This window comes from Erythrobacter sp. (genome assembly GCF_040217515.1).
Lineage (GTDB): Bacteria > Pseudomonadota > Alphaproteobacteria > Sphingomonadales > Sphingomonadaceae > Erythrobacter.
Genome location: NZ_JAVJPT010000004.1, coordinates 316,283 through 333,863, shown reverse-complemented (window position 1 = coordinate 333,863; position 17,581 = coordinate 316,283). Strand labels below are relative to the sequence as shown.

Here is a 17,581-nt window from a genome sequence, read left to right as displayed (position 1 = left end):
CGTGTATGCGAGAGACGGGCAGCCGGGAAAGGCGAAACCGCCGCGCGCCTTGCTGCCTTGCGGCCGGATCGCCAGCCGCCGGAACAGGCCCGCGCGCGCCTCGTTTGTAAAAGTTGCATGGAACAGAACACGTCACGCAATACGCGCCCCGATAGCGCGCCCGGCCGCAGGACCGGCGCACGCAACGCCTTTCTCGGCGCGATCGCCTTCGCCGCGATTTTCTGGCTCCTCATGGAGACGATGACCATCGCCATGCCGTTCTTCGCCGCTCTGCTGCTGGCGCTGGGCGTGTGGCCGCTGGTCGAGCCGATCCGCGAACGCATGCCCCGGCGGCTGGAGTGGACAGGGGCGCTTGCGGGCCTGTTGCTGGTGGTCGCGATCCTCGCGATTTTCCTCGTCGGGCTCGGTCTCGCTGCGCAACAGGTCTACGGCCTTGCCCGCGATGTCGGTCCGGCCCTGCGCGAACGGCTCGGAGCGCTGCCCGGGCCGATGCCCGATTTTCTCGGCGAATCGCAGGGAGGCGGTGCGCTATCGGCCGACGGTCCGCTGGTCTCCACCGCGCTCGCCGCACTCGACATGACGGCGAGCACGCTGGGCGGGCTCATCCTCATCGTCTTCCTCATGCTGCTGATGCTGACCGAAGCGGAGAACTGGCACGGCAAGCTTCTCACCCTGTCGAGCCAGGGCGGCGATCGCCGCTGGATCGAGATCGGGCGCAGCGTGGGCCAGAAATTCCGCGCCTATTTCACGACTCGCTTCGTCATCAGCCTCATCAGCGCAGCCCTTTACATGGGCTGGCTGGCGCTGTTCGGGGTGGATTACCTCGTCCTGTGGGGCATTCTCACCGTGCTGCTCAATTTCGTGCCGACAGTGGGCTCGATCATCAGCGGGGTGCTGCCCGTGCTTTATGTCCTGTTCACGCGCGACATCGGCACGGCGGCGATCATCGGCGGGGGGTTGCTCGCCATCGAACAGGTGATCGGCAATTTTCTCGATCCCAGGCTGATGGGTAAACGGCTCGCCATCTCTCCGCTGGTCGTGCTCGTTGCGCTGATGTTCTGGTCGATCCTATGGGGCATTCCGGGCGCATTGCTGGCTGTGCCGCTGACGGTCCTGCTGACAATGGTCATGGCGCATTTCGAAGCGACCAAGGGCTATGCCCTGCTGCTTACCGACTGTTCGACGATGGAAGAGCTCGAGGAGTACCGCAGGCCCGACTAGGCCCGCGCCGGATGCGCAAAACCCCGCCGCGCCTTGCGGCACGACGGGGCGCTTGCCACGACCGGCCCCGCAGAGGGGAGGTCGAGACCGGCCGCAGCTTTGACGAAGTCAATGACGGCCGACTTTTTCCCGTTGGATCAGGCGTTTTCGCCGACGCGTTCCATTGCGAGCGCTTGCTTGAGAGCGTCGGTGAAGGCCGCGATGTCGCCGGGATTGCGGCTGGTGATGATGTGGCCGTCCACCGCGACTTCGCGGTCGACCACATTCGCACCCGCATTGGCGAGGTCGGTGCGAACCGAGGGCCAGCTCGTGATGGTCCTGCCCTCGACGAGACCCGCTTCGATCAGCAGCCAGGGCGCGTGGCAGATTGCCGCAACCGGCTTTCCGGCGGCGTCGAATTCGCGGACCAGTTCGATTGCGCGCGGCTGGAGCCGTAGCAGGTCGGGGTTGATCTGGCCGCCGGGCAGAATCAGCGCATCGAAATCGCCGCTCGAAACCTCGTCCAGCGTGATGTCGACATCGACGCTTTCGCCCCAGTGGTCCTTGTCCCAGCCTTTGATCGAGCCGTCCTCGGGGCTGGCGATGGTTACTTCGGCGCCCGCGTCCTGCATAATCGCGCGCGGTTCGGTCAATTCGGATTGCTCAAAGCCGTCGGTGGCGATGACAAGAATGCGTTTCATAGTGATGCTCCTTTCAAGGGTTTGACTTCTCAACGGAAAGGTGCGGGGTCGCGTTCCGTCCGGCTCGCTCGCTCGTGGGTCTCGCCCGGCAGGTCGTGGGCGGCGGGCCGCGCGGCCGCGTAGCGAGACTGTGGAAACGCCTCTCCCCCGAGCGCGCGCGCCTTGCTAGGGGCTTTAGCCATGACAGATACGACCACTCCCGGCACGCCCGCCCCGCCGGAAGACCCCTTCGACCAGATTGTCGACGCGCCCTTCGATTCTGCGCTCGAGGAGCGCTATTTGGTCTATGCTCTCTCGACCATTACCGCCCGCTCGCTGCCGGACCTGCGCGACGGGCTTAAACCGGTCCATCGCCGCCTGCTCTGGGCGATGCGGCAGCTCGGCCTGAGGCCCGACAGCGCGTTCAAGAAATCGGCCCGCGTCGTCGGCGATGTGGTGGGTAAATATCACCCGCATGGCGATGTGGCCGCCTATGATGCGATGGTCCGCCTCGCCCAGCCGTTTTCCTTGCGTTACCCCCTGGTCGAGGGGCAGGGCAATTTCGGCAATATCGACGGCGATAACGCGGCCGCCTACCGCTACACCGAAGTCCGGCTGACGAAGACCGCGATGGAGCTGATGGCGGGCCTCGACGAAGGCACCGTCACTTTCATCCCGACCTATAACGGCGAAGAGCAGGAACCGGAGCTGATGCCCGGCCTGTTCCCCAACCTGCTCGCCAACGGGGCGAGCGGGATCGCGGTCGGCATGGCGACCAACATCCCCAGTCACAATGTCGCGGAGATCATCGACGCCACGCTCGAACTGATCGACAACCCCAATGTCGATCATGGACGGCTGATGGAGCTGTTTGCGGGCCCGGATTTCCCGACCGGAGGCCAGGTCGTCGACAGTCCCGAAACCCTTTCCGAAGCCTACGCGACCGGGCGCGGCTCTTTCCGGGTCCGGGGCGTGTTCCGCGCACCCGAAGCCGCGAACGCGGCTGATCGCGAGGCGGGTATCGAGCGGCTGGGCGGCGGGCAATGGCAGCTCGTCATTACCGAAATTCCCTTCCAGTTCGCAAAGGGCAAGCTGATCGAGCAGATCGCGGCGACCATCGCGGACAAGAAGTTGCCCATCCTCGAAGATGTGCGCGACGAAAGCGACGAGGACATCCGTATCGTGCTCGTTCCGCGCAGCCGGAATGTCGATCCCGACCTGCTCAAGGAAAGCCTTTTCAAGCTGACCGATCTCGAAACGCGTTTCGGGCTCAACCTCAACGTGCTCGACGCCAATCGTACGCCGATGGTCATGGGGCTGAAGGAATTGCTGGCGAACTGGGTCGCAGCCCAGATCGAGATCCTCCAGCGCCGCACGCGCCACCGGCTGGAGCAGATCGAAAAGCGCCTCGAACTGGTCGAGGGCTACATCATCGCTTTCCTCAACCTTGACCGGGTGATTGCAATCATCCGCACCGAGGACGAGCCCAAGCCGGTGATGATGGCCGAATTCGGCCTCACCGAACGCCAGGCCGAGGCGATCCTCAACATGCGCCTGCGCTCGCTTCGCAAGCTCGAGGAAATGCAGCTCAGGCAGGAAAAGGATGACCTGCTGGCCGAGCAGGACGAACTCACCAAGCTGCTCGAAAGCCCGGGGCGACAGCGTACGCGGCTCAAGAAAGAACTAAAATCGCTGCGGAAGCACTATGCCGAGGACACGGCCCTGGGTGCGCGCCGCACGCGGATCGAGGAAGCCGCGCCCGCAGTCGAATTCAGCTTGGACGCAATGATCGAGAAGGAGCCGATTACGGTCGTCCTGTCGCAGAAGGGCTGGATCCGCGCGGCCAAGGGCCATGTGCCTTTGGACCAGGAATTCAAGTACAAGGAAGGCGACGCTCTCGCTTTCATCGCGCATGCGCACACCACCGACAAGCTGTTGATCGCAGGGTCCGACGGGCGCTTTTACACGCTCGGCTGCGACAGGCTGCCCGGCGCGCGCGGTTTCGGCGAACCCGTGCGAACGATGATCGACCTCGAAGCGGAAAGCTTGATCGCCAAGATGCTCGTCCATCAAGCAGGCGGACGATTGCTGCTTGCGGCTTCGAGCGGGAAGGGTTTCCTTTCGAAAAGCGACGACCTTCTCGCCGAAACGCGCAAGGGGCGGCAAGTCGTGAACCTCAAAGGCGGCGCAAGGCTGCAGGTGGTCCGGCAGGTCGGCGAAGGGCACGATCACGTCGCGGCCGTGGGCGACAATCGCAAGCTCATCGTCTTCAACATCGAGGAAATGCCAGAAATGACGCGCGGGCAGGGCGTGCAATTGCAGCGCTACCGGGACGGCGGATTGGCCGATGCGACGACATTCCGGCTGGAAGACGGCCTGAGCTGGACCATGGGCGGTTCACAGGGCCGCACGCGCACCGAAAACGATATCTGGCAATGGAAGGTCGCGCGCGGCGCGGCAGGCCGCATGCCGCCGCAGGGATTCCCGAAGGACAACAGGTTCGATTGATGCGCCGTGCATAAGGGCAGCGTTATCCTGAGCCCCCCCCGGGAGCCAGCGGGGCGGGGCGGCCGCGCGGGCTTGCGGTCGCCGGTCAGCCGGGCCCCGCTTTGCGAACCTGCAAATCGAAAGGGCCGGCAGGATTTCTCCTGCCGGCCCTTTCTTTCAACCAGAAACCGCGAGACGTAAGGCTCAGCCGCCGTGGGCGGCCGCCATGATGTCGGAATAGTTGGCGCGGGCCATGATCGTGCCGTCGTCATCGACCCACATCAGGGTGCGCGGCAGGCTGATCAGTTCCTCGTCCTCTACCTTGACCACGATGATCTCGCCTTCCTGTTCGATCGTCTCGACCATTCCGAGCGGCTGTTCATCGGCCGTCACGATCGGCGCGCCGACCACGAGCATTTCTTCGAGCTTGGCCATCGCTTCGGCTTCGGCCTTGGCGAGTTCGGCCTTGCGCGCTTCTTCGGCGGCCTTCGCCTGCGCGACCTGCTGCTCCATCATGCCGTCGATCTGCGCCTTGGTCGCCTCGACGCGAAAGCCCATGTCGCCCGCATCGTTGATCGCGCGTTCGGCGATTGCGCCACGCGGTAGCGGCGCCTTGTAGGTGCCGGTATCGACCGTGACGGTTCCTTCGTCGGTCACGGTGACCGTGCCGATGGGATTGCCGTCATTGCCGTAGATCGTGTCGCCCACGTCCTGCGCGGAAGCCGCGATCGGGGTCGCCGCCAGGGCGGTGGCCAGGAAAGCCAGCTTGGCAAGTTTCATGCGTGATTACTCCGTTCTTCAGTTCAACCAGATGCCGCCGCGCTGGGCGGACGACGCGGGCCGGGCGCGTGGACACCAAGCGGGCGATTTCGGAGCGGCGAAGCCCCGAGAGCGAGCCAGGTGCGGATGGATACGCGCGGGTTTGGAATGTGCAAAACCCGCAAACGGTTCCTAGGAAAAATCGGCTGCCGTGACAACCTGAGCGACCCGAGCCTGCTTTTCCCATCTGCGGCATGAAGCCGCGCTGAACGCATTTTCAATCGCTTAGTCGATTTCTTCGGCAAGGATCTGGCGCACCCTCGCAGCATCCGGAAAATGTTCCGCAATCCAGCGTCGTTCCACCGCCTGAAGAATTTTTGCAACTTGCGGCCCTGCTGCAACACCCTGCGCGACCACTTCGCCCCCTTTCAGGTCGAAGACGGGTGGCTCCCAGCCATCGAGCGGGCGCGCATCCTCTCCGCTGAGCAGCAGCCGGTCGACGGCGCTCCCGACCCCGAGGCGATAGGCGAGGGCGTGGATGTCGGTGACATCGTCGCTCGTGCGATCGGCGGCTATGGCCAAGCGCGTGCGCTGGGCTTTCGACAGGCGCAGGCGGGCCGCGACGGTCTCGGCCACTTCACGTGAGGGCGGTAGCAGCGCTGCGAGGCGGCGCAGCGGCTCGGCTGCGACGGCCTGTTCGCGCTCGGCCGCGACAAGCCGGGCAAGCGCGGCGACTTGAATGTCGCAGGTTTCGGGGAGGATTATGCCGAGCACGCCGCGCCCATGCATCCGCGCCACCGTCTCGTGCGGGTCGGGCAGCGCCAGCAGGCAAAGCAGCTCGCTCGCTACGCGTTCACGGCTAAGCCCCTTGAGCATCGCCGCCATTTGCACGCAGGCTTCCTCGGCCGCCTCGTCCAGCTCCGCACCGAAACGCGCCTGGAAGCGGTAATAGCGCAGGATTCTAAGGTGGTCCTCGGCGATGCGCTGCCGTGGATCGCCGATAAAACGCACGCGCCGTGCGTCGAGGTCGTCCAGTCCGCCAAAGAAGTCGAAAATCCGAAGCGTGAGCGGGTGGGCATACAGCGCGTTGATCGTGAAATCGCGCCGCGCGGCGTCCTCCTGCCAGTCGCTGGCATAGCGTATCGTTGCGCGGCGGCCATCCGTCGCCACGTCACGGCGCAAGGTTGTCACCTCAACCGGTCCGTCGTCGAGTATGGCGGTGACGGTGCCGTGCTCGATCCCTGTGGGCACGGTCCTGATCCCGGCCTCGGCGCACTGGTCGATCACCGCTTCGGGGCGCAGCACAGTCGCGCAATCGACATCGTGCACCGGGATTTCGAGCAGTCCGTCGCGCACCGCTCCGCCGACCCAGCGGATATTTTCCGGACCTAATGCGCGGGTAAGCGCCGCGAGGCCCGCCCGCTTCGTCCAGTCGGCATGTTCGAGCGAATGGTTCACCGAAATATCGTTTCCGCGCCGGGCCCCTCACGGCCCTCTTTTTCAGCTGATGGAGTGGGGTTACCCGAAGAGGTACACGTCCCACAAGCACGCGCGCGCATCATGCGCGCCGCGCGCCCGGCAGCACGTCCTCCAGCGCGATTCGCCGTGCGAGATTGGCGATGATCGCGGCGGTCACCCCCCAGATGCGAAAGCCGGAATAGTCCATTTCGAGGTAACGTCGCGTGGCCCCGCGCCAGAAGACCTCGTTGGCGCTCCATGCCTGCTCGTCGAGCAGCAGGTCGAGCGGCGCTTCGAACCAGGCCTCGACTTCGCTGGGATGAGGCACGAGCGGGAGATCGGGCGGAATCACCGCCAGGACCGGCGTGACGATGAAGCCCGTCCCGGTCTGGTAGCGGTCGGTTTCGCCCACCACGCGCACCCTTTTGCGCGGCATGGACAGCTCCTCCTCGGCTTCGCGCAGGGCTGCGGTGATCGCGTCCTCGCCGGGGTCGAGCTTGCCGCCCGGGAAGGCGACCTGCCCGGGATGGTCGCGCATGGAGCGCGGGCGCTGGGTCAGGACCACGCCCGGCTCCGGCCGGTCGGTCACCGCGATCAGCACTGCGGCGGGAGTCGGCTCGCCCGTGGCGAAACGGGCATCGGAAAGTAGGTCGTCTATTTCCCTCTCGTGCCCCCGAGCAAGACTATGCGATAGCCGGTCGAACAGGTCATCCATGCCGCGCGTCAGGGCACCAGCGAGAAGATCGCGCCCTGGCTCGAGACGATCCATTCATCGCCATTGGTCGAAAGCGCGATTTCGGCGAGTTGGGCATAGGTCGAGCGATTGAGGCGTGCCTCGCAGCCGCGTCGCACGGTCAGGTACAGCGCAGGCGTATCAGGGTCGCCCGCCGCGCGCAGGGGGTTTTCCGGCCCGGCGACGACCAGTTCGTCCGTGTTGAGTCGGAAGGCGATCTCGCCTTCTTTCAAAGCGCAGTCGACTGCGATGAAGGCGGCGTCGTCGACCTCGATCGCGAGTTTCTCGAACGGCGTCATCAGCCAGTGCTGGCCGCTCTCGTCGCGGGTGAGCAGGCCCGAAAAGGCCCGCACCATGGCCGGGCGCGTGATCGGGGTTCCCTCGTGAAACCAGGTCCCGTCGGCGCCGATGCGCATATCGCTTTCGCCGAGCTTTTCGGGAGCCCAGTTCTCGACCGGGGGGATCTTGCGGGCGGCAACCTGCTCGGCGATCTGCGCGAGAGTCATCTCGGCAAGATAGGGGGGTGGATCGTATGGCATGATCGTCCAATGCGTTGCCAGATCGGCGCGTTCCCGTGAAGGGGAGACGTGCCGTTTGCGGCGCGCCCGTATCGGCAGGCGCAATAATCGCGCTGCGAGCGGTTCACGATCCGTTTTGCCGACCCGGCTCCGGCCACGGCCCGAGCATGCCTTCGGTCGGCATGGTGGCCAGCGCCGCCCCGCGCGCAAGCAGGCGATCCTGTTCAAAGGGTCCGGGGCAACGCCAGCCCTTCGTATGCGCATTGGAAAAGCCCCACCGCCCGTAATAGTCGGCATCGCCGATGAGAACCTGCGGAAAGCTTGCCCCCGTCTGCGCCGCGAGCCGTGCGTCGGCATCAAGCATTGCTGCCATCAGCCCCTTGCCGAATCCTTCGCCCTGTCTTTCCGGCAAGACCGCGACCGGCCCCACCATCACCAGCGGGACCGGGCTGCCATCCGGCGTGACCAGGGCGACGGGCCAGCACTGGATCGTCGCGACCAGCATCTCCTCCTGGTCGAGCGCGGCGAAACTGAGCGCGTCGAGTGCCCTCATCCCCGCCCTTATGCGATAAGCCGTGCGGGCATGGCGATCCTCGCCGAAAGCGCGGTCGAGCAAGTCCTCGACCATAGCGGGAGGGACCGCGGTCAGCGGTATCAGGGTTGCGCTGTCTGTCATGCCTGCGGGGCCGTCGCCGGGGCGGGGCCGATCAGCGCGGGGTGAGCTTCAGGAGGCGGCCCTCGTCGCCGTCCTCGGCAATCCAGACCGTGCCGTCCGGGCCTTCCTCGATCGAGCGCAACCGGCTGCTCATGTCATAGCGGGCGATCTCGCGCGCTTCCTCGCCCTCGATCGCAACCACGATCAGAGCCTTGGTCTTGAGCCCGGTGATGAGCGCATCGCCCCGCCAGCTTTCGAACATGTCGCCCGAATGAATGATCATGTCGCCCGGCGCGATCACCGGGGTCCAGTGGACCTTCGGCTTTTCGAAACCGTCGCGCGGTTCGTGGTCGGGGATCGGCGTTCCGTTGTAATTGTCGCCATAGGAACGTTCAGGCCAGCCATAGTTGCGCGATTCGAGCACGAGGTTGAGCTCGTCCCCTCCGGCCGGCCCATGCTCGATCTCCCATAGACGCCCCTCGGCGTCGAAATCCATGCCGAGAATGTTGCGATGGCCGAATGACCAGATCGCATCGGGCGTGCCGGACTCGTCCGCGAAGGGGTTGCCGGCGGCGGGCGTGCCGTCGAGATTCAGCCGGACGATCGTCCCCAGCGTATTGGAAAGGTCCTGCGCCGGTGTCTGCTTCTGCCGGTCGCCGCTCGCGACGAACAGGTGTTCGCCATCCGGGGAGACCTGGATGCGGTGCGAATAATGCCCGCGTCCGGTCACCTTTGGTGCCTGCCGCCAGATCACCTCGAAGCCTTCGACCGCGCAGTCGTTCGTCGCGCTGCAATCGAGCGTGCCGCGCCCGAGCGCGGCGCCGCGCGTATTCCCTTCCCCGGCCTCGGCGAAGGTGAGATAGATCGTCCGCCCGGTGATATTCATGTCGGCCTCGCCCGGCAGGAAGGCGATATCGCCAAGGCCCCCTTGCCCACCGTAATCCACCTCGGGAACGCCCGAGACGGTGCCGATTTCCCCGGTCGATGTGTCCATGATCTTGAGAGTGCCGCCCTGCTGGGTGACGAACAGGACGCCCGTGCCCGGCGCGAATTCGATCGCCCAGGGTTCATCGAAGATCGCCATCACCTCGCTCGAATAGGGGCGCTCCGCGCTTTCGCTGCCGGACGGGGCGGCGCTATCCCCGGAATCCGCTCTTGCGCAGCTTGCGAGAGCGAGCGCGGGGAGAGACAAGGCGATCAGGACTGGGTTCAGCTTTTTCATGGATACGATAACTCCCGAGAACGGCATGAGTGCCGCAAGGCCCGCCTCCCCAATGGTCATCGGCGTCGACGAAGCCGGGCGGGGGCCGCTGGCCGGGCCGGTGGTCGCGGCCGCTGTTGTGCTGTGCGAGCCGATACCCACAGGGCTCGACGATTCCAAGAAACTTGTGCCGGCCCGCCGGGCCGAACTCGATCTCGTGATCCGCGAGAAATGCCGCTGGGCCGTCGCCGTGGTGGAACCGGAAGAAATCGACCGGATCAACATCTTCATGGCGACGATGGAGGCGATGACGCGCTGTGTTGCCGATTTGTGCGCGGCGCTTGGTTCGCCGCCGCGCGAAGTGCTGGTCGACGGGAACATGACGCCCCATGGGCGCTGCGAAGGCTGGCGCTGGCCGGCGCGCGCCCTCGTCGGGGGCGACGCGATCGAACCATGCATCAGTGCCGCCTCGATCGTTGCGAAGGAATGGCGCGACCGGTTGATGATCGAGGCAGCTCGGGTCCACCCGGCCTACGGCTGGGAGCGCAACAAGGGCTACGCAACGGCCGAGCATCGCGAGGCGTTGCGCCTTAACGGGCCGAGCCCGCTCCACCGCCGATCGTTCGCGCCCGTTGCTCAGGCCGCACTTCTTTAGAGGCCCCGTGCAGGCGACGCTCCTGCAAGGCGCCGCGCAGCGCGGCCTTCTCTCGCCGCGCCCTTTCGGCTAGGCGCCCTCGATCATGATCGAGGCAATCCTCTATTCGCTGGCCGGGCTGGTCGGACTGGCCGTCGGCGGCGAACTGCTGGTGCGCGGGGCTGTGGGAATAGCGCGCAAGCTGGGCGTTTCGACCCTCTTCACGGGGCTTGTCATCGTTGGATTCGCGACGTCGATGCCCGAAATGGTAGCAAGCGTGCAGGCGGCGCTGTCCAGCTCGCCCGATATCGCCTGGGGCAATATCGTCGGCTCGAACCTTTCCAATACGCTGCTGATCCTGGGCGTTTCGGCTCTGGTCGCGCCGATTGTCCTCGTCGGGACCGGAAGGCGTGACGCGGTCACGGCGCTTGGGCTGACCGTGCTGCTGTGGGTGCTGGCGTTGTCGGGGCTGGGAGCGCGCTGGATCGGTTTCGCCTTCCTCGCCGGGATCGTCGCCTACATCGTGTGGCGCTATCGCCATCCGGGCAGCTCCCCGCCCGAAAGCGAGCCAGGTGCGGCGCCGGTGCGCGCCTGGCTCGCCGTCGCGCTGTTCCTAGGCGGACTGGGCGTGCTGGTCGCGGGGGGCAATGCACTGGTCTACGGCGCGATCGAGCTTGCGACGATCCTGAAAGTGCCCGAGACCGTGATCGGCCTGACCGTGGTCGCGGTCGGCACGTCCCTGCCCGAACTCGCCGCTTCGATCGCCGCCGCGCTGCGCGGCAATTCGGGCCTGGCGCTGGGCAATGTCGTGGGATCGAATATCTACAATATCCTGCTGATCGGCGGGGCGACCATGAGCATCGCTCCCTTCCCGCTGCCTGTCGATCTTGCCGGGGTGCAGATGGCGTTGCTGACCGCGAGCGCGTTGGTCCTGCTGGCCCTGCTGTGGAGGGCGAAGCGGATTGGACGGGGGACGGGAGCGCTGCTGGTCGCCGCCTTTGCCGGCAACGTGGTGCTGGTTTTTTCCTAGCCTGGCATATCGAGCGACAAGGCGAGTCCTCGGCGCAACACCACCCCATCTGGAGTCCTCGGCGTGCCTGCGGACTCCATATCTTGATATGGCCTCGTTTCGTTCTGCGACGATCACCTTTCCTTAACCACGATCCCTCAGGATTTACCGGGTTGACGAGGACTCCGCTTGGACTCATGCCTGTGGATAACTTTGAGATCGGCAAGGCGCAGGGGAGACGAAACGTGGGCGTGTTGGAGAAGGCTGAACTGCGTGCCGCGGCGGAAGACAACACCGCCGGAGCAGCGCGCGCGGACCTGCCTCTCGGCACGATCCTTGCCGGGGATTGCATCGAGGCGATGCGCACGCTGCCGGACAATTCGATCGATTGCGTGTTCGCCGATCCGCCCTACAATCTGCAACTCGGCGGAGAGCTCAACCGGCCTGACGGCAGCCAGGTCGATGCCGTCACCGACGAATGGGATCGCTTCGATTCCTTCCGGGCCTATGACGATTTCACGCGGAACTGGCTTACCGAAGCGCGGCGGGTGCTCAAGCCCGACGGTTCGCTCTGGGTGATCGGCAGCTATCATAACATCTACCGGGTCGGCGCGATCCTGCAGGACACCGGCTTCTGGATCCTCAACGATATCGTTTGGCGCAAGACCAATCCGATGCCCAATTTCAAGGGCACGCGCTTCACCAATGCGCACGAAACGCTGATTTGGGCGAGCATGGGCGAAAAGGCGCGTTATCATTTCAATTACCGCGCGATGAAGACGCTGAACGACGAATTGCAAATGCGCAGCGACTGGGTGATACCAATCTGTGCCGGAGGGGAGCGGCTCAAGGAAAACGGGAGGAAAGCCCACCCGACGCAGAAGCCCGAGGCGCTGCTCTACCGCGTGCTGCTGGCGACGACCGAGCGGGGCGACGTGGTGCTCGATCCCTTCTTCGGCACCGGCACGACCGGGGCGGTGGCGAAGCGGCTTGGCCGAAACTGGATCGGCTGCGAGCGTGAAGGTTTCTACCGCGAGGTCGCGCTGAAGCGCATCGGGAAGGAATTGCCGCTCGACGAGAGCGCGCTGACCACGATGCAGTCGAAGAAATCCGCGCCCCGGGTCGCGTTCGGGACGCTGGTCGAGAACGGACTGATCGCGCCCGGCACGAAGGTGTTCGACAAGAAGCGCCGCTGGTTCGCGGTCGTCCGGGCGGACGGCTCGCTCGATTGCGCGGGGAAGGTCGGCTCGATCCACGGTCTCGGCAAGGACCTGCAGGGCGCGCCGTCCTGCAATGGCTGGAGCTTCTGGCATTACGAGAAGGGCGGCGAGATCGTTCCGGTAGATGCCGCGCGCCAGCTCTACCTGCTTGCGAGCGAAGACTGAGGTGAGTTCGGTCTATCTCCACCCTGTCGCGCTTTCCCCCGGGCCCCAGGCGGAGGCGGGCGAGCAAGGCCCGGGCGCGATCAGGCTGGGTGGTTCGATGGCCTATGCGAGCCGCTTCGCACTGGTCCTGCGCGAAAACGACGTGGTTCGCGATCGGCGGGTCTTCGGTGTGGCGGATGCCGAGCGTGTCTTCGACAGACTCGGCCCCCTCGAGGAAGCCGAGGCGCGGCGCCAATGGGCGAATCTCGCCCGCGTCCATCCGCCGATCCGGGCGGACGAGAGGGTCATCAGGCTCGACCAGCCGCAGGTCATGGGCGTGCTCAACGTCACACCCGACAGTTTCAGCGATGGCGGGGCCTATCACGACGATATCGACGCTGGCCGCACCCACGCCGCGGAGATGCTCGAGGCGGGCGCTGCGATCATCGATATCGGCGGGGAAAGCACGCGCCCGGGGGCGGAAGCGACCTTCGAGACCGAGGAGATCGAGCGGGTGGTCCCGGCGGTCCGGTATTGCGCGGCGATGGGCGCGGCGATCAGTGTGGATTCGCGCCGCGCCGGCGTCATCGAACAGGCACTGGCGGCGGGCGCCAGTATCGCCAACGACGTTTCGGCGCTGCGCTACGACCCGCGCACCAGTGAAGTCGTCGCGGCCTATGGCTGCCCGGTCGTGCTCATGCATGCGCCGGGCACGGGCGACGACTTGCACAAGGGCGGCGGGTATGACGATGTGGTGAGCGAGGTGTTCGATTTCCTCCGTCTCGCCCGCGACAAGGCGATCGCCGGCGGCATCGCCGAAGAGAATATCCTGCTCGACCCGGGCATCGGCTTCGGAAAGTCTCTCGGCGACAATCTGGCCCTGCTCAATGCCCTTCCGCTGTTCCACGCGCTCGGCTCGCCGCTGCTCGTCGGAGTGAGCCGCAAGCGCATGATCGGGGCGTTGTCGAACGAGGAAGGACCGCAGGACCGTCTTGCCGGCTCGATCGCGCTGGCGGTGAAGGCGATGGAGGCGGGGGTGCACATCCTGCGCGTCCACGACGTCGCCGAGACCGTGCAGGCGCGCAATGTGTGGCGTGGGCTGAGGGATGCGGCGCTGACCGATTTCAGCGGTTTGCCGGCACTCGCCTGAAGGGTTGCCCGTTGTCGCAATCGCGTCATGGAGACGCGGCACAGGACAGTCTGTCGATTCAATCCCGTAGATTTCCAGGACTCACGCTCATGCGCTTTCCCCTGCTTCTCGCCGTGGCTTCGGCCGCCGCTCTCGCCCCGCTTTCAGCCCATCCCGAAGTCGACCTTTCCGCCGAGGACATGCTGGCGCCCTATTACGCCAAGCTCGAGCGCCAGATCGACCTGCCCGTCGCGCCGCCCGGAGCGGCGCTTGCCGAGGACACGGTGCTGACCCGGATCGGGGTCGGCAGTTGCAATCACCAGAATCGTTCGCAGCACATGTGGGCGCAGATCGCGGCGGCCGACCCGCAGCTTTTCCTCTTCATCGGCGACAACAATTACGGCGACAACGGCTGGGCGGGCGACGCCGCGCTCGGCTCCCTGCGCGCGGCCTATGCCAAACAGGCCGAAACCCCCGAACTCGCCACCTTTCGCAAGGCCGTGCCGATGATGGCGGTGTGGGACGACCATGATTACGGCTTCAACGATGCGGGCGCGAGCTTCAGCCCCCGGCGATGGTCCGAGACGATTTTCGAAACCTTCTGGGGCTCCGGCGAGGAGGTCCGCTCACGCCCGGGCGTCTATTCGTCGCGCCTGGTCGGCGAGGAGGGGCGGCGCGTCCAGGTCATCCTGCTCGACACGCGTTTCTTCCGTTCCGATCTCGAGGAAATGCCCTATCAGCGCCCGCGCCCGCCGCTCGGCCCTTATGTCCCGAGCAGCGACCCCGACAAGACAATGCTGGGCGAGGCGCAGTGGAGGTGGCTCGAAGCGGAGCTGGCAAAGCCCGCCGATTTCCGGATCGTGGCAAGCTCGATCCAGATCCTGACCGATGCGCACGATTATGAAAGCTGGGAAAACCTGCCGCTCGAACGCGCCAAGCTCTACCGCCTGCTCGCCGCGCGCGAGGAAAGCGGGCTGGTGCTGCTTTCGGGCGACCGGCACGCGGGCGGCATCTACACCGACACGCCTGATGAGGCCGGTGGCGAGCAATTGTGGGAGCTGACCAGTTCCTCGCTCAATCTCGCGTTCAACGACACCGCGAGCAACACCGCGCGCGAACCCGATCCGAAGCGGCTCACCGACTTCATCTCGGAGGAGAATTTCGGGCTGATCGACATCGACTGGGAGGCGCGAACCTTCACCGTCGCCTTGCGCGGCAACCAGGGCGAGGAGCGCGCCAGCCGGACCGTGAAGTGGTGACCGGCCTGCGCTAGAGGGTGTAGCCGCCGTCCGACACCATGACGTGTCCCGTGACGTTGGCGGCGGCATCGCTCAGCAGGAAGAGGATCGTCTCGGCCATTTCGGCGGCGGTCGCGAAACGGCCCGAAGGCGTGGTCTTCGCCATCGCTGACAGCGTCGCCTCGCGGCCATGTGCCTCGACCGAGCGCTGGAAGTCCTGCGAGGATTCCCAGATCGCGGTGTCGACACCGCCCGGTGCGATGGCGTTGACGCGGATGCCCTGCGCCGCGCCCTCGACCGCGGCGATGCGCGCCATGTGCGCGGCCGCCGCCTTAGAGACGCCATAGGGGCCGATCCCCGGCACGGGCTTGAGCGCGGTGGTCGAGGAGACGACCACCGCGCTCCCGCCTGTTTCGCGCATCGCGCGCATCGCGGTCGAGAGCGTAAGGAAGGCCCCGTCGAGATTGACGTCCATCACCCGCCGCCAGGCCGCTAGGTCGAGCTCCGTCAAGGCCCCGCCTGCGCCGATCCCGGCATTGACGATGGCATGGTCGAGGCCGGCGAGGTCGGGCTCGAGCTTCGCCCAGAGTTCCGGGTCCGCGACGCTGCCGATGACGGGCACGACCTCGCAATCGCCGAGCGAGAGCTGGTCGAGACCATCGGGCTTGATGTCGTTGAGGAACAGCCTCGACGCACCGCGCGCGGCGAGAGTTTCGGCGCAGGCCGCGCCAATTCCGGAGCCGGCGCCGGTCACGAGCGCGCTGCACCCATCGAAATCGCGTCGTGTGTCGATCATGCAGGGGGGCTAGTGCGGGCCTCCCGCGCGATCAAGCGGTGTTTCAGGCCGCGTTGTCGATCCCGAGGTCGGACAGCTTGCGATAGAGCGTCGAGCGCCCGATCCCAAGCCTGCGGGCGACTTCGGTCATGCGCCCGCGATAATGACCGATGGCAAGCCGGATGACGTCGGCCTCGATCTCCTCGAGCGGGCGCAGGTTGCCGTCTTCGGTATAGAGCATCACGCCCGCGCCCTCTTGGAAGGCGGGGGCTGCAGCCTCGCCGCGCTCGCCGAGGAGTTCGGCGAGCTGGGGAAAGCTCTCCGCCGTCAGGGTCTGGCCCTCGCAATAGACCGCCGCGCGGAACAGCACCGATTGCAGCTGGCGCACATTGCCCGGCCAGTCATAGGCCGCGAGCAGCGACAATGCACTGTCAGAAATCGAAAGATGGTTGAGGCCCGGCTGTTCGCCGATCCGAGCGAGGAAATGGCGGGTGAGTGCGGGAATGTCGCTTGTTCGCTCGCGCAGCGGCGGCAGGACGATCCGCGTCGCCGACAGACGCCTGGCGAGTTCGCTGTCGAAGGCACCCTTTCCGGCCCCGTCGCCGACGATCGCGGCGAGCGGGATATTGCTGGCGACGAACAGGCGCATGTCGATGCGATAGCCGTAACTCGCGCCGACCGGGCGCACGATGCCGCTCTCGAGCGCTTCGGCAAGACGTTTCTGCACGCTCGGCGAGAGGCGGTCGACTTCGTCGAGGACAAGCGTACCCCCGTCGCAATGCTGGAGCGCGCCGATCTGGCGATCGAATGCACCGGGAAAGGCGCCTGGCTCGTGTCCGAAAAGGACCGATTCGAGTGATCCGGGGGGGATGCTCGCGACATTCACGATTCGCAGCGGCTCTTTCGCGCGCGGGCTGGCCTGATGCATCGCGCGCATCAGCATTTCCTTGCCCGTCCCGCTTTCGCCCTCGATCAGGGCATGGCCGTGCCCGCGCGCGGCCTTGGCGGCCTGGGCGAGGGCGGTGCGGAAACCGGGCGCTGTTCCGATCATAGCGTCGAAATCGAGATCGGCGCCCATTTTCTCGGTCAGAGGGGCGAGTTCGTCGCGCTGGCTTTCGCGCGCCGTGACGGCGCGCAGGGCTTCGATCAGCCGGTCGGGCGAGATGGGCTTGACGAGATAATCGCTCGCGCCCGCGCGCATCGCCTCGACCGCGAGAACGGGCGAAGCGCTGGTTGTCAGCATCAGGATCGGCAAGGCCGGGCGGCGCTGCTTGAGCTCGGCGATGAGTGCGCAGGCATCGTCGCCCGGGACCCACTGGTCGAGCAGGATGGCGGATAGCTGCATACCTTGGCGCGTGCCGAGCATGGCGACCGCGGTTTCGGCATCGGGCGCTACGATGGTGCGCCAGCCGCCGCGTGCAGCGATCGCGCAGATCAGGCGGCTCTGCGCCGGTTCGTCGTCGATGAGCATTACGATGCGCGGCGCGGCGTCTTCCTCGCCCGCGCAATCGCCCGCACCCTCCGCGCTTTCGGCCCCGGCAGCAAGCTGCCGATTCACATCCGGGATCGCTTTATCCGACATCGGCGTATGCCCATGCTCCCTCGATGCCCCGGTAGAACCGTCCCGGGGTGAAACGCCGGTCCGGTTTACGCTTTGCGGGTAAAGACGGGATTAAGCCTGTTGGATTGGGCCACGAAGGGCGCGTCCGGCTAGAAAGGCGCGATTCGCTGGCTCGACGGT

Annotated in this window: 16 protein-coding genes; 7 read left to right on the top strand and 9 right to left on the bottom strand. The window is 65.9% G+C overall.

From position 1 onward, the window contains the following. Nucleotides 1-117: 117 nt before the first annotated feature. The gene (locus tag RIB52_RS05620; protein WP_350173772.1) at nt 118-1,221 is read left to right on the top strand and encodes an AI-2E family transporter; all 1,104 of its coding nucleotides are present in this window, start codon (nt 118-120) and stop codon (nt 1,219-1,221) included. Between the two features lie 137 nt (nt 1,222-1,358). Here the strand turns inward: RIB52_RS05620 and RIB52_RS05615 are convergent, their stop codons facing one another. Next, complete coding sequence (locus RIB52_RS05615) at nt 1,359-1,901, bottom strand: type 1 glutamine amidotransferase domain-containing protein (protein WP_350173770.1); 543 nt, start codon at nt 1,899-1,901, stop codon at nt 1,359-1,361. Between the two features lie 180 nt (nt 1,902-2,081). On the opposite strand from RIB52_RS05615, the gene parC reads away from it, so the two are divergent. Next, the gene (gene parC / locus RIB52_RS05610) at nt 2,082-4,388 is read left to right on the top strand and encodes a DNA topoisomerase IV subunit A (RefSeq protein ID WP_350173768.1); all 2,307 of its coding nucleotides are present in this window, start codon (nt 2,082-2,084) and stop codon (nt 4,386-4,388) included. 183 nt (nt 4,389-4,571) lie between these two features. On the opposite strand, the gene RIB52_RS05605 is transcribed toward parC, so the two are convergent. From RIB52_RS05605 to RIB52_RS05580, 6 genes are all read right to left on the bottom strand, one after another. After that, a complete protein-coding gene (locus tag RIB52_RS05605) occupies nt 4,572-5,147 on the bottom strand; it encodes a hypothetical protein (RefSeq protein ID WP_350173766.1) in 576 nt (191 codons plus the stop codon). A 264-nt stretch (nt 5,148-5,411) separates the two neighbouring features. Then, on the bottom strand, nt 5,412-6,584 hold the full coding sequence (locus tag RIB52_RS05600) for a CCA tRNA nucleotidyltransferase (protein ID WP_350173764.1): 1,173 nt from the start codon (nt 6,582-6,584) through the stop codon (nt 5,412-5,414). Nucleotides 6,585-6,684: 100 nt separating this feature from the next. Continuing rightward, on the bottom strand, nt 6,685-7,299 hold the full coding sequence (locus tag RIB52_RS05595; protein WP_350173893.1) for a CoA pyrophosphatase: 615 nt from the start codon (nt 7,297-7,299) through the stop codon (nt 6,685-6,687). Nucleotides 7,300-7,307: 8 nt separating this feature from the next. Further along, nucleotides 7,308-7,856, bottom strand: coding sequence for a DUF1285 domain-containing protein (locus RIB52_RS05590; RefSeq protein WP_350173762.1), 549 nt, complete (start codon nt 7,854-7,856; stop codon nt 7,308-7,310). Between the two features lie 103 nt (nt 7,857-7,959). Further along, entirely contained in the window at nt 7,960-8,511 is a 552-nt protein-coding gene (locus RIB52_RS05585; RefSeq protein ID WP_350173760.1) for a GNAT family N-acetyltransferase, read from the bottom strand. Between the two features lie 31 nt (nt 8,512-8,542). Beyond that, nucleotides 8,543-9,712 carry a PQQ-dependent sugar dehydrogenase gene (locus RIB52_RS05580; protein ID WP_350173758.1) on the bottom strand — a complete coding sequence of 390 codons (1,170 nt, stop codon included), beginning with the start codon at nt 9,710-9,712 and terminating at the stop codon, nt 8,543-8,545. Between RIB52_RS05580 and rnhB the strand changes: the two genes are divergently transcribed. The 5 genes from rnhB (at nt 9,711) to RIB52_RS05555 (ending at nt 15,086) form a co-directional block, all read left to right on the top strand. Then, on the top strand, nt 9,711-10,346 hold the full coding sequence (gene rnhB / locus RIB52_RS05575) for a ribonuclease HII (RefSeq protein WP_350173756.1): 636 nt from the start codon (nt 9,711-9,713) through the stop codon (nt 10,344-10,346). The genes RIB52_RS05580 and rnhB overlap by 2 nt on opposite strands. Nucleotides 10,347-10,431: 85 nt before the next feature. Continuing rightward, entirely contained in the window at nt 10,432-11,355 is a 924-nt protein-coding gene (locus tag RIB52_RS05570) for a calcium/sodium antiporter (protein WP_350173754.1), read from the top strand. A 224-nt stretch (nt 11,356-11,579) separates the two neighbouring features. Then, nucleotides 11,580-12,719, top strand: coding sequence for a site-specific DNA-methyltransferase (locus RIB52_RS05565; protein WP_350173752.1), 1,140 nt, complete (start codon nt 11,580-11,582; stop codon nt 12,717-12,719). Continuing rightward, nucleotides 12,703-13,848, top strand: coding sequence for a dihydropteroate synthase (folP, locus tag RIB52_RS05560; RefSeq protein WP_350173750.1), 1,146 nt, complete (start codon nt 12,703-12,705; stop codon nt 13,846-13,848). The genes RIB52_RS05565 and folP overlap by 17 nt, the downstream gene beginning before the upstream one ends. 89 nt (nt 13,849-13,937) lie before the next feature. Next, nucleotides 13,938-15,086: an alkaline phosphatase D family protein gene (locus RIB52_RS05555; RefSeq protein ID WP_350173748.1), complete on the top strand. Its 1,149-nt coding sequence runs from the start codon at nt 13,938-13,940 to the stop codon at nt 15,084-15,086. 10 nt (nt 15,087-15,096) lie between these two features. Here the strand turns inward: RIB52_RS05555 and RIB52_RS05550 are convergent, their stop codons facing one another. Further along, nucleotides 15,097-15,861: an SDR family NAD(P)-dependent oxidoreductase gene (locus tag RIB52_RS05550; RefSeq protein WP_350173746.1), complete on the bottom strand. Its 765-nt coding sequence runs from the start codon at nt 15,859-15,861 to the stop codon at nt 15,097-15,099. A gap of 43 nt (nt 15,862-15,904) precedes the next feature. Beyond that, nucleotides 15,905-17,311, bottom strand: a complete 1,407-nt coding sequence (locus RIB52_RS05545; RefSeq protein WP_350173891.1) for a sigma-54-dependent transcriptional regulator — start codon at nt 17,309-17,311, stop codon at nt 15,905-15,907. Between the last annotated feature and the right edge of the window lie 270 nt (nt 17,312-17,581).

Excerpts from the sequence above, each read along its gene's own strand:
- RIB52_RS05620 (WP_350173772.1), top strand. The coding sequence starts at position 118 with ATGGAACAGAACACGTCACGCAATACGCGCCCCGATAGCGCGCCCGGC.
- RIB52_RS05615 (WP_350173770.1), bottom strand. The coding sequence starts at position 1,901 with ATGAAACGCATTCTTGTCATCGCCACCGACGGCTTTGAGCAATCCGAA.
- parC (WP_350173768.1), top strand. The coding sequence starts at position 2,082 with ATGACAGATACGACCACTCCCGGCACGCCCGCCCCGCCGGAAGACCCC.
- RIB52_RS05605 (WP_350173766.1), bottom strand. The coding sequence starts at position 5,147 with ATGAAACTTGCCAAGCTGGCTTTCCTGGCCACCGCCCTGGCGGCGACC.
- RIB52_RS05595 (WP_350173893.1), bottom strand. The coding sequence starts at position 7,299 with ATGGATGACCTGTTCGACCGGCTATCGCATAGTCTTGCTCGGGGGCAC.
- RIB52_RS05590 (WP_350173762.1), bottom strand. The coding sequence starts at position 7,856 with ATGCCATACGATCCACCCCCCTATCTTGCCGAGATGACTCTCGCGCAG.
- RIB52_RS05585 (WP_350173760.1), bottom strand. The coding sequence starts at position 8,511 with ATGACAGACAGCGCAACCCTGATACCGCTGACCGCGGTCCCTCCCGCT.
- rnhB (WP_350173756.1), top strand. The coding sequence starts at position 9,711 with ATGGATACGATAACTCCCGAGAACGGCATGAGTGCCGCAAGGCCCGCC.
- RIB52_RS05580 (WP_350173758.1), bottom strand. The coding sequence starts at position 9,712 with ATGAAAAAGCTGAACCCAGTCCTGATCGCCTTGTCTCTCCCCGCGCTC.
- RIB52_RS05570 (WP_350173754.1), top strand. The coding sequence starts at position 10,432 with ATGATCGAGGCAATCCTCTATTCGCTGGCCGGGCTGGTCGGACTGGCC.
- RIB52_RS05555 (WP_350173748.1), top strand. The coding sequence starts at position 13,938 with ATGCGCTTTCCCCTGCTTCTCGCCGTGGCTTCGGCCGCCGCTCTCGCC.
- RIB52_RS05550 (WP_350173746.1), bottom strand. The coding sequence starts at position 15,861 with ATGATCGACACACGACGCGATTTCGATGGGTGCAGCGCGCTCGTGACC.
- RIB52_RS05545 (WP_350173891.1), bottom strand. The coding sequence starts at position 17,311 with ATGCTCATCGACGACGAACCGGCGCAGAGCCGCCTGATCTGCGCGATC.